This window comes from Mycobacterium helveticum (assembly GCF_007714205.1).
GTDB lineage: Bacteria > Actinomycetota > Actinomycetes > Mycobacteriales > Mycobacteriaceae > Mycobacterium > Mycobacterium helveticum.
The window spans coordinates 1-13,878 of sequence record NZ_VMQU01000056.1 but is presented as its reverse complement, the minus strand read 5'-3'; the positions used below and the strand labels follow the sequence as shown (position 1 = coordinate 13,878).

13 protein-coding genes and 2 pseudogenes are annotated in these 13,878 nt (G+C 65.5%); 10 read left to right on the top strand and 5 right to left on the bottom strand.

Annotated features, from left to right (window positions below; translation table 11 throughout):
• Positions 1 to 122: 122 nt before the first annotated feature.
• Entirely contained in the window at positions 123 to 404 is a 282-nt protein-coding gene (locus tag FPZ47_RS14405; protein ID WP_246133425.1) for a hypothetical protein, read from the top strand.
• On the opposite strand, the pseudogene FPZ47_RS30665 reads toward FPZ47_RS14405, so the two are convergent.
• From FPZ47_RS30665 to FPZ47_RS14385, 4 genes and pseudogenes are all read right to left on the bottom strand, one after another.
• Positions 382 to 429: pseudogene (locus tag FPZ47_RS30665) on the bottom strand (hypothetical protein); the annotation flags it as partial. The gene FPZ47_RS14405 and the pseudogene FPZ47_RS30665 overlap by 23 nt on opposite strands.
• A 133-nt stretch (positions 430 to 562) precedes the next feature.
• Positions 563 to 1,384 (bottom strand): SWIM zinc finger family protein, encoded by an 822-nt coding sequence (locus FPZ47_RS14395; protein WP_144952239.1) that lies wholly within the window; start codon positions 1,382 to 1,384, stop codon positions 563 to 565.
• Positions 1,377 to 4,397 (bottom strand): DEAD/DEAH box helicase, encoded by a 3,021-nt coding sequence (locus FPZ47_RS14390; protein WP_144952214.1) that lies wholly within the window; start codon positions 4,395 to 4,397, stop codon positions 1,377 to 1,379. Before FPZ47_RS14390 ends, FPZ47_RS14395 begins: the two co-directional genes overlap by 8 nt.
• Before the next feature lie 795 nt (positions 4,398 to 5,192).
• Entirely contained in the window at positions 5,193 to 6,455 is a 1,263-nt protein-coding gene (locus FPZ47_RS14385; protein WP_168209451.1) for an ATP-binding protein, read from the bottom strand.
• A 399-nt stretch (positions 6,456 to 6,854) separates the two neighbouring features.
• On the opposite strand from FPZ47_RS14385, the gene FPZ47_RS29485 reads away from it, so the two are divergent.
• From FPZ47_RS29485 to FPZ47_RS14365, 5 genes are all read left to right on the top strand, one after another.
• Positions 6,855 to 7,010: a hypothetical protein gene (locus FPZ47_RS29485; protein ID WP_246133423.1), complete on the top strand. Its 156-nt coding sequence runs from the start codon at positions 6,855 to 6,857 to the stop codon at positions 7,008 to 7,010.
• Positions 7,011 to 7,390: 380 nt separating this feature from the next.
• Entirely contained in the window at positions 7,391 to 7,549 is a 159-nt protein-coding gene (locus tag FPZ47_RS14375; RefSeq protein WP_210419909.1) for a hypothetical protein, read from the top strand.
• Positions 7,536 to 7,913, top strand: coding sequence for a hypothetical protein (locus FPZ47_RS28935; RefSeq protein WP_210419908.1), 378 nt, complete (start codon positions 7,536 to 7,538; stop codon positions 7,911 to 7,913). The genes FPZ47_RS14375 and FPZ47_RS28935 overlap by 14 nt, the downstream gene beginning before the upstream one ends.
• 489 nt (positions 7,914 to 8,402) lie before the next feature.
• Positions 8,403 to 9,218, top strand: a complete 816-nt coding sequence (locus tag FPZ47_RS14370; RefSeq protein ID WP_246133428.1) for a type IV toxin-antitoxin system AbiEi family antitoxin — start codon at positions 8,403 to 8,405, stop codon at positions 9,216 to 9,218.
• Positions 9,215 to 10,102 carry a nucleotidyl transferase AbiEii/AbiGii toxin family protein gene (locus FPZ47_RS14365; RefSeq protein WP_144952210.1) on the top strand — a complete coding sequence of 296 codons (888 nt, stop codon included), beginning with the start codon at positions 9,215 to 9,217 and terminating at the stop codon, positions 10,100 to 10,102. Before FPZ47_RS14370 ends, FPZ47_RS14365 begins: the two co-directional genes overlap by 4 nt.
• A 246-nt stretch (positions 10,103 to 10,348) precedes the next feature.
• On the opposite strand, the pseudogene FPZ47_RS14360 reads toward FPZ47_RS14365, so the two are convergent.
• A pseudogene (locus FPZ47_RS14360) lies at positions 10,349 to 10,504 on the bottom strand (transposase); the annotation flags it as partial.
• 41 nt (positions 10,505 to 10,545) lie between these two features.
• Here FPZ47_RS14360 and FPZ47_RS14355 point away from each other — a divergent pair.
• The 4 genes from FPZ47_RS14355 to FPZ47_RS14340 all read left to right on the top strand — a co-directional run.
• A complete protein-coding gene (locus FPZ47_RS14355) occupies positions 10,546 to 10,824 on the top strand; it encodes a DUF5372 family protein (protein ID WP_144952209.1) in 279 nt (92 codons plus the stop codon).
• Between the two features lie 159 nt (positions 10,825 to 10,983).
• Complete coding sequence (locus tag FPZ47_RS14350; protein WP_144952207.1) at positions 10,984 to 11,466, top strand: helix-turn-helix domain-containing protein; 483 nt, start codon at positions 10,984 to 10,986, stop codon at positions 11,464 to 11,466.
• On the top strand, positions 11,423 to 11,821 hold the full coding sequence (locus FPZ47_RS14345) for a hypothetical protein (RefSeq protein WP_144952205.1): 399 nt from the start codon (positions 11,423 to 11,425) through the stop codon (positions 11,819 to 11,821). Before FPZ47_RS14350 ends, FPZ47_RS14345 begins: the two co-directional genes overlap by 44 nt.
• A 59-nt stretch (positions 11,822 to 11,880) precedes the next feature.
• Positions 11,881 to 13,878, top strand: a 1,998-nt coding sequence (locus FPZ47_RS14340; protein WP_144952203.1) for a recombinase family protein, incomplete at its 3' end; no start/stop codon positions are given.

Below are 13,878 nucleotides of genomic sequence, written 5' to 3'. Positions count from 1 at the left end.
CGAAGCCGAAATATTCTGCTGGCGAGGGACTTTCATCGTTGCCCAGCGGGCCGATCGGCACGACGCCATGCCTCCTCCTCGACGAGGTGCGCACGACCACCCGACAGGGAACCGTTCCTGGGATGAGCACGCCATCGGAGGTGAGGGAGCTGATCGACCGTCTCGCCGGCAACATCTACGACGCCTACTACGGCATCGAGCATTCCGGCCCGGCCTACAGCGGGGAACAGGGCTGGACGGCGGCACGATTCCTGGCGCGCAACCTGCTGCGCAAGGGCCGGCGCAAAGCCGGCCTCGGCGCACTTCCGCACTGCCCCTACGGGAGGTGTCATCACTGTAATAGGCAGGGCCACAGCCGAATCGGTGCAGATGGCTGTCGGTCCAGCCGAAGGCTGTCTGGATGATCTCGTGCACGTCGTCCAGAAACACGTCAGACGCAACCTCCAGCCCCGCCACGCCGGGGGTGTGGTGCCTGCCAGATCGACCCGGACCTGGTAGGTCATCACGTCCGGACGCCGGGTGCGGCGCCGAGACGGTGGCGGCGTTCTATCCACCGGGTCGATCACCGGTCACCTCCGCCTTCGCTCAGCGCGGCATACGCGGACCGCAGGATCTCGACCAGCGGCCGGCCACGCACCCCGACAGTGACATCGGGAAGCTGATCGAGCAATGCCGTCGATAACGTCACCCGCGGGCCTGGCGATGGGACGTCGACCTGACGAATGAAATAGGAGTCAAGGCAATCGGTGAGCGGCCGTCCCGGCGGCTCCGCACGGTCGGCAGCGGGGCGACCCTCCGACCGGGCAGCCTGCAGGTTCGCCAGCAGATCCTCACGCTCGCGTCCACGCCAGGCGAGGATGGCGAATGGATCTTCGTCGAACGACTCGGCCAGCAGGTAGAACGTCGCGGCCAGATGCTTGCACGGCACCGCGCCATCCGGGCACGAACAGTCCAGTGACAGCTCGCGGGCGGTTGCCGGGAACAGTGAAAGCCCCAGCCCCGCGAAGACGTCCTCGATATCCTCCGGCATCTCACCGGAAAGCAACGCGGCTGCATACCAAGCGTTTTCGGCCAGCGCACCCTCGACCTGCGCCCACTCAGCCTTACCGAATGCGCCGATACCGATGCGCACACGGTAGGGGCGCGTCCGGCTGCCCTGCACCTGTGCGGTGACCAGGCCCGGACCCACCTCCATCGAAATCACTTGTCCCTTACGGGCATAGCTCCGCCCGCGCTGCAGCCGGCTGCCCATCCCGATGCCTTCGAGGACGCCGATGAACCGCTGGGACCACCAGGTCTGGGCGATCGCGCCGCGGGTGCTGCGGGCTTTGAGACCGCCGTCCACCGGGCGGGGCCGCGACGGAGGGGGGAACCAGTCACTCACCGACGGCCCCGTCCGATAGGGCGAGCAGCTTGCGCAGATCACCGGTGGACAGCTCCGTCAGCCAACCTTCCCCGTCACCGACCACGAGATCGGCCAGCGCCTTCTTCTCCTCGATCATGTCGTCGATCTTCTCTTCGAGCGTTCCGGTGCAAATGAATTTGCGCACCTGGACGTTCCGCTTCTGGCCGATCCGGAACGCGCGGTCGGTGGCCTGGTTCTCCACAGCCGGGTTCCACCAGCGATCCAGGTGCACAACGTGGTTCGCCGCAGTGAGGTTGAGCCCGGTGCCGCCGGCCTTCAGCGACAGCAGGAAGATCGGTGGCCCCTCACCGGACTGGAAGCGTGCCACCATTTCGTCGCGCCGCTTCTTCGGGGTGCCGCCGTGCAGATACAGCACGTCCTGCCCGAACCGCGCCGCGAGGTGTGGCACGAGCATCTCGGCGAATTCGGTGAACTGGGTGAAGCACAGCACCCGGTCACCCTCGGCGAGAATCTCCTCCAGGATCTCCTCGAGCCGGATGACCTTGCCCGACCGCGCACCGACCGGCGAACGGTCATGCAGCAGTTGCGCAGGATGGTTACAGACCTGCTTGAGCTTGGCCATCGCCGCGAGCACATTGCCGCGCCGCTCAATGCCCTCGGTGTGCTCGATCTTCTCCATCATCTCATCGACGATGGACTGATATAAGGACGCCTGTTCGATGGTGAGCTGGCAGTACTGCTTGATCTCGATCTTCTCGGGCAGGTCGTCGATGATCGTCGGGTCGGTCTTGAGCCGCCGCAGGACGTAGGGGCGGGTGATCCTTCGCAGCCGCTCGGCCGGCTCGGTCTGGCCGTACCGCTCGACGGGGATCGCGTATCTGGTGCGGAACACCTCGGACGAGCCGAGCAGACCGGGGTTGAGGAAGTCCATGATGGACCACAGCTCGGCGAGCCGGTTTTCGACCGGGGTCCCGGTGAGTGCCACCCGGTGCCCCGCCTTCAGCCGGCGCACGGCCTTGGCCCCGCGGGACAGACTGTTCTTCACCGCCTGCGCCTCATCGAGCACGACCCGGTTCCAACCGAATCCGGCGAGCTCATCGATATCGCGGGTCGCGGTGGCATAAGTGGTGACCACGACGTCGGTGTCAGCGAGATGATCGCGCAGCGCCTCACCGCGCAGCCGTGCCGTGCCGTGGTGGGCGTAAACCCTCAGTGTCGGTGCGAATTTCGCGGCTTCCCGTTGCCAGTTGCCCACCAACGACATCGGGCACAGCAGCAGTGTCGGCGCGGTGGCGGGCTCGTCGTGACGTTGCGCGGACTCCAGGGCGAGCAACTGCACCGTCTTGCCCAGCCCCATATCGTCGGCCAGGCAGCTGCCCAGCCCGAGCGAGGACAGAAACGCCAGCCAGGACAGTCCCCGCTGCTGGTAGGGACGCAGCGTCGCGGCGAACTCCGGCGGAGGTGCCAGCGGCTGCAGCGATTGGGCTGCCGCCCCGCTGAGCAGGTCGCCGAGCCAGCCGTCGGCGCGCACCGCGGTGACTTCCAGCGGGGTGTCGGTGTCGTCGGGATGGCCGGCGGCCAGGGCGAGGATCTCGGCCGTGGTCGCTTGGCCGGTCGGGTTCTTCGCCAGGAAGTCCAGCCCTCGGCGCAGCTGATCGGGGTCCACCGCCACCCACTGGCCGCGCAGCCGGATCAGCGGGGCCTTGGTCTCGGCGAGCGCGGTGATCTCGTCCTCGGTCAGGGTCTCGTCACCGATCGCGAGTTCCCAGTGGAAATCGACCAGCTGGTCGCGACCGAATCTGCGTGTGCCGCCCACCACACCGTCGACCGGTGTGGACGCCGACACGGCGAGCCCCAGCTTGCGGCGCCGGTCCCACCATGACGGCAGCAGAACGCCGAACCCCGCCTCGTCGAGCAGTGGCGCGGCGGTGGACAGGAAGTGGTAGGCGCCATCGGCGTCCAGGGAAATCTCCGATGGACGCGCCGTTCGCAGGGCGGGCGCGAGTGCGGGGTAGATGCGGACGGCGCGGCCGAGCTCGGCGAGCAGGAGTTCCTGGGGGCGGTCCAGCCAGCGGCGCAGGCCGCCATTCTCGTCCCAGGTCTGCTCCGCGGGTACCAACAGGCTGGGGTCGGCCATGGATTGCAGCAGGAACTCCAGCCGCCAGCCGGGCTGTTGGTCGAGCCGCTCTTCGATTTCGGTGAGCCGGAACATCGCCCTTGCCGGGCCCGGCCCGTCCGCGCCGATGTCATCCCACGGTTGCAGTGCCACGGCCAGCGCGTCGAGTTCGCCCGGGTCCGCCTCGAACCGGCCATCCGGGGCGGTCAGCGCAGTCAGCCAGGCTTCCTCGGCCGGAACGGTTTTCGGGCGACGGCCACGCCGGGGCGGGATGAGGTCGATCCCGGCCGGCAGCATCGTTCGCACCGCCGCATCCGCGAAGGCATGCAACGCCGAGGTGGCCAGCTCGTGGCCGTCCTGGGCCGTCGGCACCGCCCGGCATACCGGTGGCATCGCGGCGATCAGCGCATTCAGGGCCACCACATCGGGACCCTGCACGACCGGCCGCCAGAACGCACTGGGCCCATGCTCGTCGCGGGACAGCGCGGGCAGGACCCGGCCGCGCTCCGCCAGCTCCCGCGCGAAGGCCGCCAGTTCGGCCAGGTACCTCACGGATGCCCCGTACCGTACGTCGGCGGCGGGCTCCTCCAGCGCGGTCAGCGCCGACGCGGCGGGCAGGGACATCGTCGGAACCGTCCATGGCAGCAAAACAGGTTCGATTCTTGGTGCCGGGCGGGGCGTGATCCGGAACAACTCCGGTGAGTCCAGCGGCGACTTCCGCAACGACGGCAACAACAAAACCGCGGTTCCTGGTTTGCCGGTGTGGATCGGGGCGATGGCATCGGCGTCCGCGGCGAACGGATGCGGGCGCGCCGCACGCAACGCTTCGCTGGGACTCGTCACCGCGAGCGCGGAATCCTCCGCCCAAAGGCATAGCCCGTCCGTAGGGGACCAGAACCCGTGCAGGACCAACATTGACGTTTCTCCCTCGTCGGATGCGGCCAGGCTAACGAGCGAAGGTAAGCACGCCGAGGCGCCACGCGGAAGCCGCTAGGGCAGTTCACCGATGTTGTGACCGGTGGGGCAGATGGTGTATTGATGCCAGAGGGATGACACCAGCAGTCGTACCATGCCTCCGTGCAGAAAGACGACGGCCTGCCTGCCGCACGATCTCAAGGTGGCGGTGAAGCGCGCCGCGTAGCCCTCGGCGGGAAACCGTGTCCAGAGGTCTTGATGTCGAGTTCGACGCTGGGATTCTCTTCAGAACTCAGGATTGACGATTTGGTCACAGGCCGGTGGACGATGTGCGACTTGTCCGCGGAGGTCGCGATTCTGCCAGGCCCGTACTTCGTCTTGATCTCACGCATTATCCCGCCGCGGCTGGGGGCTCACACGCCAGCGTGTCATGGCTGCTGAAGATAAGGAGAGCCCCTCTGCGCAAGGCGGACTGAAAAAGCCGGATTCAAGTGCTGATTTCCGTTTTTAGCGCTGTTACTCAGGACTGGTTACGGACTGCTACGTAACAGTGGACCGAGGGTAGAAAATACCCTTGAGCTGGACTTTCTCGGTGGAGCTAAGGGGACTCGACCCCTGACCCCCACACTGCCAGGAGCGTGCAGATGCCGTTTACCAGGCGCTTTAACTTTAACTGCGATTTTGCAGTGTAGGCGACGTAGTTGCGTGTCCAATTGTCGTCACGGTTGTCGTCAAAAATGTCGTCAATCCGGCGGAGCCCGCCCGGATCTGCTCCGGTGGGCCACGCGTTGGCGGCTACGGCCCCAGTGCCGAGATCGGCACGACATGAACCCCATCGGTTCGTTTTCCACCACCGCCTGTCGCAGTCACGACAACGAGAGCGGACGGGCTGCCATGCTTCGAGGCATCCACGTCGGTCGCGAAGTTTAGGAGGCCCTTCGCCGCCCTGTCGACGACGTTTTGATCGCCCGTCAGCTTCACCTCGAATGCGGCCCAACCATCCGGTGTGTCGACGATCGCGTCGACTTCCTTACGACCGTGAGACTCGCGCCAGGTGTACACCGCGCCGCCGAGCGGTTGCGCATAGGTGCGAACGTCGCGGACTGCCATCGCCTCAAAGTGGAATCCGGCGGCCTCGAGGTCGGCGAGCAGATCCCGCGATCCAACCTTGAGCGCGGCGGTGCCCAGCGACGGGTCGACGAAGTAACGGACCGGCGCCTCGCGTAGTTCGGTGCGCGAACGCATGTGCGGCTTCCACGCCGGCGAGTTCTCGGTCAGCTTGAGACGGTCAAGCGCGTCGAGGTAGGAGTTCACCGTCTCCTTTGCCGGAGCCCGGTGATCGTCACCGGCGATGTCTGCGCCTAGTGCGGTGACTTTGATCGCTGTCCCGACGGATCGCCCGAGCGATGCGAGCGCACGGCGTACTCGGTCCGGAGTGCGCTTGCCGGTGCCGAGCTCAGGAATGTCGATGTCGACGATCTGGGCAAGGTAGTCGGCAAGCCACCCCCGGGCACTGCGCTCGGACTGATCGAGCAACGCCGGCCAGCCGCCGATGACGATCCGCTCCATGAGGCCCGGGACCGTCATCGCGGTTCGCTTCGCCTTCTGGTCTTCGCCGCGCAGCAGAGCAGCCAGCGAAACCTCACCCGTCGAATGGCCGGATTCGAATAGGGTCATCGGCCGCATCCGGAGCGTGCCGATCCGACCCGCGCCGGAGTGCAATTCGCGCTCATATCTCGGAGTCGCCGATCCGGTCAGGATGTACAGGCCGCGACGGCGCTGATCATCGACATGCCGCCGCACCTGGTCCCATATCTCCGGCGCGCGCTGCCATTCATCGAAAAGGATCGGCGTCTCTTGGTCGAACAGCTCATCCGGGTTGAGTCCCAGGAGCGCCCGCGCGTTCGGGTCGGTGTCGAAGCGGACTGAACTCTTCGCCCGCTGGAGGGCGGTTTCCGTCTTCCCGCAGCCCTTCGGCCCATCGATGAGGACAGCACCGATCGAGGTCAGCCGCTCGGACAACTCGGCGTCGACGATGCGTGCGCGATAGTCGAACATGACACCAGTCTACATTTCCGACCACTCATACTCGTCGTTTTCGACAGTCCACACTCGCTGTTTTCGACAAACTGGATTCGCCCGTTCCGGCAACCGCGGCCGATACATCAATATCCAGGAAGTGATCCCCATCCGCTCGTTGTCGTCAAATATCGACCCAGACGACGCGGACAGCAAACGCCAAAATCAAGAATAAGGCGTGTTCACGACGGATTCTTCACTGGTGGAGGCAATAGGGAGGCAATAGGAACGTACTCGAACCTTGGCCACCTCTGTAAAGGATGGACTGATCTGCGCAAGCGGGTCAACGAATCACCCGCTTGTCCACCCTCATCCCCCGATGATGGCCTGAAACCGCGCTCCAAACGGTTCCTGGCCGCCGAAGACATCACCGACATCGTGCAGCGCTACGAAGCCGGCGAAACCACCCAGCAAATCGGCGCTCGCTACGGCATCTCTAAGACTCGTGTCGCCACGGTCCTCCGTGAGCAGGGCATCACCATCCGCCGCCAAGGTCTGAACAATGAACAGGTCAGCGAAGCCGCAATGCTGTAGGCGACTGGCCGTTCGCTCGCGTGGCTCGGCGCTCGCTTCGACGTCTCGCACACAACCGTCGGCACGGCGCTTCGCCGGCGAAACGTCCGGCTACGAACGCGACGAGGCTGGATGGTCTGAGCGTTAAACGACCATGCCGTACGGGCGAGTCCCGCATGGTGCATGAAACCCGGGATGGCCCGGGCGCGGCGCTCGCCCGCCTGGCGCTGCCGCCTGACCCGGGCCGGTCCATAGTCTCGGCAAAGGCGAGATCCCGAGTAAAGGTCTGACTAGGAGAGAAACAGGAGTATCAAATCCCCCTTCTCCCCGGGTCCGCGCGCAGCCTCGGAGATGCGCAAGGTAACTTGCACATGGGACGGCGGGCAAGGTAACCTGCGCATGTGGAGACCGCAGGCAACGCCCGTAAACACGGCGTTGCTGACGAAGAAATCGAGCACGCAGTCCGCAACGCTATCCGCGTCGTGAGCCAGGGCGACCGTGACCTCGACATCGGTGCCGACCGAACCGACCGACTCCTTGAGGTCGTTGTTCGCCGATGACGACGGCCAGCCGGTGGCGATCCACGCCATGGCGCTCCGCCCCAAGTCCCAAGTTCTACGAGCACTTAAAGAGGTGATGGACATGCCCCGAACCCGTGAACAGCTCCAGCAAGCCGCCGAGGCCGCCGAGCGGTGGCTCGACTCGCTCGACCCCGCGGCTATCGCTTCGCCGGACGCCGATGCCAGTCGGTTGCGCCGCATCGGTGACGCCGTACGCGCTGTTGCCAGCAGTCAGGTGGAGTTGGCCGATGCCGTGGCCGAGGCCCGAGAACACGGGCACACGTGGACTCAGATCGCAGCCATGCTCGGCACCAGCCGCCAGGCCGCTCAGGAACGCTACGGCGAGCCCGCCGAGCGCCGGTAAGCCAGATCGATCCTCAGCCAGCCCGCCCGGGCTGTCGCTGCCGCGACCAGCAGAGGCCCGTGTCTGAAAACCCAGAGACTTGGCGTCAATCAAATCCTGTCCCAAAGGGTTGCCTGGCGACGGCGGCCGCTCCCCATGGGCAGCCCACGCGAATGGACAGACGGGCATCTATGCGCTCACCGGGACGCACCATCGCAGAACGAAGTTCAGGGTGGTTCCAGTAAGGACACCCAGGTGTCCGAAAAGTGGAGCTAAGGGGACTCGAACCCCTGGATTCGGTGTCCATCAACGTCTCTACCAGCGGCTTCGATCTCCTTCGATCGATTTCAGTGCAGTTCGTCACCTGCGGGTTTCGGTTCGGCGTGTTGACGGCGTCAACGCGCCGGACCGCCCCCATAGACGGCATGTTCTCCGCACGCCGCTCCAATTAGGACTGTCATCTGCAACCGCAGTTCGTTAATATTGACCAAAGAGAGGTGGTGATTGACAGTGGCTCGAGTCATCCCGCGCTCGGTCGCCGACGTGGTCGAGCAGCTCGAACTCGACGGCGACCTGGTCGTGACGTCAGGTCGGCTGGCCGCGGTCATGCGCCAAGTCGGGCTTGCCGGTGACGAAGCGGCGACACAGCGCCTCGCCTACGAACTCCAGCGCGGCGGCTGGCTGGGAAAACTGCGCACCCGCCACGCTTGGGAGTTCCTTCCCGGGGCGCGCGGTGGTGCCTACGGCTCTGGTGATCGCTTCATCGAGTTCCGCGCGCAGCGCGCCGTGGACCCTGATTGGCGCGGTGTGCTGGCAATGGAAACAGCTGCATCGGTCCTCGGGCTGGCCCAGCGGTTACCGGAGCAAGAAGTCGTCGCCCTGCCGGCCGAGCAACCCTTTCCTAAAGCACTTGCCGGTGATTGGCGGTACGTCCGCATCGAGTTGCCCGACGCCGGGCTGACGACGGTCAACGGACTGCCGTCATGGAACCTCGAGGGACTGATCGTCGGTATTGCGGTGCGCCCGTCGGCCTACAAGGACGTAGCCGGCCTCAGCCAATGGCTGCCCGATGCCGTCCCGCGCGTGAACCTCGATACCGTCATCGGCTTGCTGAAGACTAGGCCGCGTGCAGCGGCGCAGCGTGCCGCATACCTTCTCGGGTCGGCAGGCACCAACGACGCCCGAGCCGCGATCGTCGCTACCTACCCGGCGACAGAGACGGTCTGGCTTGGACCGCGTGTCGCCGGTGCAGGTTTCTTCGACGCCGAGACCAACGTCAACGACACCCTGCTGCACCGATACCTCACCGTGGGCACCGGATCGTGACCCGGATTACCGAGGGGCACCTCGCGCGCCACTATCAAGGCGTCAGGGGTGGACGCGATGCCGCTCTTCTCGACATTGCCCAGGATCACGCGTTGCATCTGCTTCACAACGCCGGGCTCTTCGCACGCGGCCTGGTTTTCAAGGGCGGCACCGCGCTGCGAAAGTTTAGAGCAGGCAACGCTGGCCGTTTCTCGACCGACCTCGACTTCGCCGCGCCCGATGAACAGGTGGCGCTCGCCGCTTTGCAGGCTCTCGACCGCGTCGAGGTCGACGGCTTCATTTTCGCGATTGAAAATCTCGGTGATGACGGTCGGCGTGGTGACCTGTTGGTCGACACGCCGTTCGGCCGGCCGCAGCTGGGTGCCAAGATAGAGCTAGCGCGACACGCGCTCAGCCTGGCACCAGAGATGCTCGACCCAGTACGGCTGCCGATCCACGACAGGTACGACTTCGTCCTGCCGACGACTCCCGTAGTGCGCGTCGAGGAGGCCGTCGCCGAGAAGCTCGCACGCTACCGCCGAGTGTCGCTGGCACGAGACCTCTACGATCTGCAGTGGTTCGCAACTTCGGGCGCGTTCGATGAGTCCCTCGTCCGCCGGCTCTGGGTGCTCAAGGTCTACCGCGACGTCGTAGTCGACTGCCGCGGAACCAAGCCAGTCGATCCGCAGGAGATCCTCAGGCCCCGGGACGAGCGCGAGTTCCGTCAAGAAGACATCGGCTACCTCACCAAGCCCGTGCGTCTGAAGGACTGGATCGCCACCATCCGCAGCCGCTATGCCTTCCTTACTCACTTCGACGCCGACGAGCAGCGCTGGACACAATGCAACGAGCGAGACCTTCACGAGGTGGAAACGGCCCTCGCGTCTTTTCCGGCGCACACCTGAACCACGAATCATAAAGCCAGGAAACCGATTCCCGACGGAATGACCACCCCGGATGAGTCCGCACTGTAGCGAAGTGTCGAGCCGCCTGTCGCCCCGGACCCCTGAGTTATGAGCTACGGGCCAGGGGTTTTCGCGTGTTCATGTGATCTCAAAAGTCCAGGTCGAAGGCGGTAGCACGTCTCACCGGTCGCGCCGTGTCGCACCGATTTGAGGCGGTTTCACGGCTCTTCGATTTTGACCGGGCAATCAGCTGCAAGTCCGGGTTGCGGCCCGCTGTTTGCGGGTGCAGTGGAAGCGTATCCGGCGGGCCGAGTTGGTGGGGTTGCGGAAGCCGCAGGCGGCGCGTTTGACCTGTTTGACGAGGCGGTTGTAGCCCTCGGTGGCCGCGTTCGATAGGACCGTCGAGTACACCTGATACCGACGATTCGGCTTGTTGGACGCAGGTGCTGGTGACGCACCGGTTCCATCCGTTGTTCGGTCGCCGGCTGGAGTTCGTGAAGCGGCGTAAGAACTGGGACCGCGAGCGGGTCTATGTCTGCGATGAGGGCGGGGCGCTGGTCTCGCTGCCGGTGGAGTGGACCGACATGGCGGCCGAGGACCCGTTTGTGGTGGTCGCCGCCGGCCGTGCGCCGTTTCACGTCGCGCGACTGTTGGAACTGGCCGATTTGATAGCGCGGCTGTCCTCGGGCGACGCATCGGATGTCAGGGAGATTACGCCGTGACTGTCATGCGGATTATGCCGCATCTGGGGTCGCATCTTCTCACCATGGCAGCACTGACTGTTGTTATAGCGTGTATCTGGCCGCTGCGATGGCGTGTCGATGCGATTGCGAAGATTGCTAAAGGCATAATTACATGGACAGTCAAGTTAGGGAGGCGACGTGAGCAGCCGGCGCAGCAACGATACGAAGGCCGATGCGCTGCGCGCCGGCAGGACGTTGAATCCGCATCCGGAGGCCGTGGCCGACGAGGTGTTCGCCGCGGACGATTTCTTCGATGCACGCGACGTGGTGCAGGTCAAATACGAGATGCTGCGTCGGGTCAACAAAGACGGCGCGAGTGTGAGTGCGGCCGCTGCGGCATTCGGGTTCTCGCGGCAGTCCTACTACCAGGCGGCGGCCGCGCTGGCTGCCGGTGGGTTGCCGGCGTTGGTGCCGGCCAAACCGGGCCCGCGTGGCGCGCACAAACTCACCAGCGAGGTCATCGACCACATCCAGTCGCTGCGGGAAGCCGATGCGACACTGCGGCCGTCCCAGTTGGCGGAATCGGTGCTGGCGCGGTTCGGTCTACGGGTGCATCCCCGCTCGATCGAACGCGCGCTTGGTCGGGCCGGGGAGCCCGACCAGGGTTCGAAAAGTCCCTGACCGCAACACCGTCGGGGATTTCGGCGGCGATCCGCTGGAACTGGTTCAAGGCTACGAACAGTTGCGTGCCCAGGTGCTGGCCGGTCATACCGACGGCTGGCGGCTGGGCTGGGGTGTGCTGGCCACCAAGGGGATGGCCGCCTGGATGCGCGCGTGGCCCACCGCCGGTGCCGGTCTCGATGGCACGGCAGGAACGCAAGCGCAGGCCTCGACCTTGTCCACCACGACCCCATCCACGTCGATTCCCAGCACCAAAGGAGGTGAAGATCCCTCGGCCTGCTGTGCGTTTCTGCCTGCCGTGACCGCCGACATCGTCGCGGTGCTGGCGGCGATGACGTTGGCACACGCCAACTAAAGCCGACCCCGGTCATCGATCACCCGTGCTCACCCCTGGCCCGTGAAAGGAAACGTCTCGTGAACGACACCTCCTCCAAGGTCACCGTCGCGCATCTGCGCCGCGATGCCTATCTGTATGTCCGGCAATCGACGTTGTATCAGGTCGTCAACAACACCGAATCGGCGCGCCGCCAGTACGACCTGCGCAGCAAGGCCACCGCGCTGGGCTGGGACCACGGCAACGTCATCGTCATCGACGTTGACCAGGGCCACTCCGGCGCCAGTGCTGCCGACCGGGAAGGCTTCCAGCGACTCGTCGCCGACGTCTCACTGGGCAAGGCCGGGATCGTGCTCGGGTTGGAATGCTCACGGCTGGCCCGAAACAACGCCGACTGGCACAAGCTGCTGCAGATCTGCGCCCTGAACAACACCTTGATCTGCGACGAAGACGGCCTGTATGACCCGTGCGATTTCAACGATCGGCTGCTGCTGGGCCTCAAAGGCACGATGAGCGAGGCCGAACTGCACTTCTTACAGGCCCGGATGCAGGGTGGGCTGCTGGCCAAGGCCCGCCGCGGGCAACTGCCGGTGCGCCTACCGATCGGGCTGGTCTACGACCCAGCCGGCGACGTCGTACTCGACCCCGACACCGGCGTCCGCGACGCGCTCACCCACCTGTTCGACGAATTCACCCGGACCGGATCGGCTCGCGCGGTCGTCAAAGCCTTCGCCGCCCAGCAGCTGACCTTCCCCGCGCGTCACCTCACCGGCCCACGCGCCGGCCAGCTTTACTGGAAACCGTTGGGCCACGACCATGTGCTCGACACCTTGCACAACCCCCGATACGCCGGCGCCTACTGCTACGGACGCAAACGCCACCTGAGCGCACCCAACGGCACGGTGCGCACCATCGTCAAACCCCGCGAAGAATGGACCGTGCTGCTGCCCGACGCCCACCCCGGATACATCACCTTCGCCCAATTCGACGCCAACCAGGCCACTCTGGCCGCCAACGCCGCCACCCACGGTGACGACCGCAAGGCCGGACCCGCCCGGGAAGGCCCCGCCCTGCTACAAGGGCTGGTCGTCTGCGGTAAGTGCGGAAAGCGGATGACCGTGCGCTACCACAAACGCTGCAACGGCACACTGGTACCCGACTACGCGTGCCAGCGTGAAGGAATCGCCACCGGCACCCCGGTCTGTCAAAACGTGTGTGGCGCAGGGGTGGACACCGCCGTCGCCGAGCTGATCCTGGACCGCCTCACCCCACTGGCGCTGGAGGTAGCGCTCACCGTCACCGATGAGATCACCGCGCAGGCCGAGCACGCCGATCGTATCCGCGCCGCCCACGTCCAGCGTGCCCAACACACCGCCGATCTGGCCCGGCGCCGCTACCTCGCCGTCGACCCCACCAACCGGCTCGTCGCCGACCACCTCGAAGCCGACTACAACACCGCGCTGCGTGAACTCGCAACCGCCAAAGACGATTACGATACCGCCAAGACCAATGCCGAGCGTCCCCTGGACAACGCGCACCGCGACCGGATACGCGCACTGGCGGCCGATTTCCCGGCCCTGTGGAACGACCCGGCCACTCCCATGCGCGAACGCAAACGGCTGATCCGGTTGCTGGTCACCGACGTCACCCTCGTCAAGACCGGCCAGCACATCACCGTCTCGGTCCGCCTGTCCGGCGGGCAGCACCACACCATGACACTGCCTCGCCCGAGAACCGCCTGGGAGTTGCACACCACCACCGACGACACCATGAAACTCGCCGACCAGTTACTCGACGAGCACCCCTACCACACCACCGCCGCGCTGCTCAACGAACGCGGCCGCCGCACCGGCTGGGACAAACCGTTCACCGCGACACGGCTGCGCGCACTGTGTCATGCCCGCAACATCCCCAGCCACCATCAGCGGCTTCGCGACAACGGCTGGCTCACCACCGATGAGACCGCCGAAAAGTTCGGCGTCACAATAACAACGATCAAACACTGGAACAGCAAAGGACTGCTGACCAGCCGCCGCACCGACGGCCGCGGCACCTTGCTGTTCGACCCCGCCCAAACC

What these genes read in the sequence shown, in the direction of transcription:
- FPZ47_RS14405 (WP_246133425.1), top strand. Translation starts at nt 123, where the DNA reads ATGAGCACGCCATCGGAGGTGAGGGAGCTGATCGACCGTCTCGCCGGC.
- FPZ47_RS14390 (WP_144952214.1), bottom strand. Translation starts at nt 4,397, where the DNA reads ATGTTGGTCCTGCACGGGTTCTGGTCCCCTACGGACGGGCTATGCCTT.
- FPZ47_RS14385 (WP_168209451.1), bottom strand. Translation starts at nt 6,455, where the DNA reads ATGTTCGACTATCGCGCACGCATCGTCGACGCCGAGTTGTCCGAGCGG.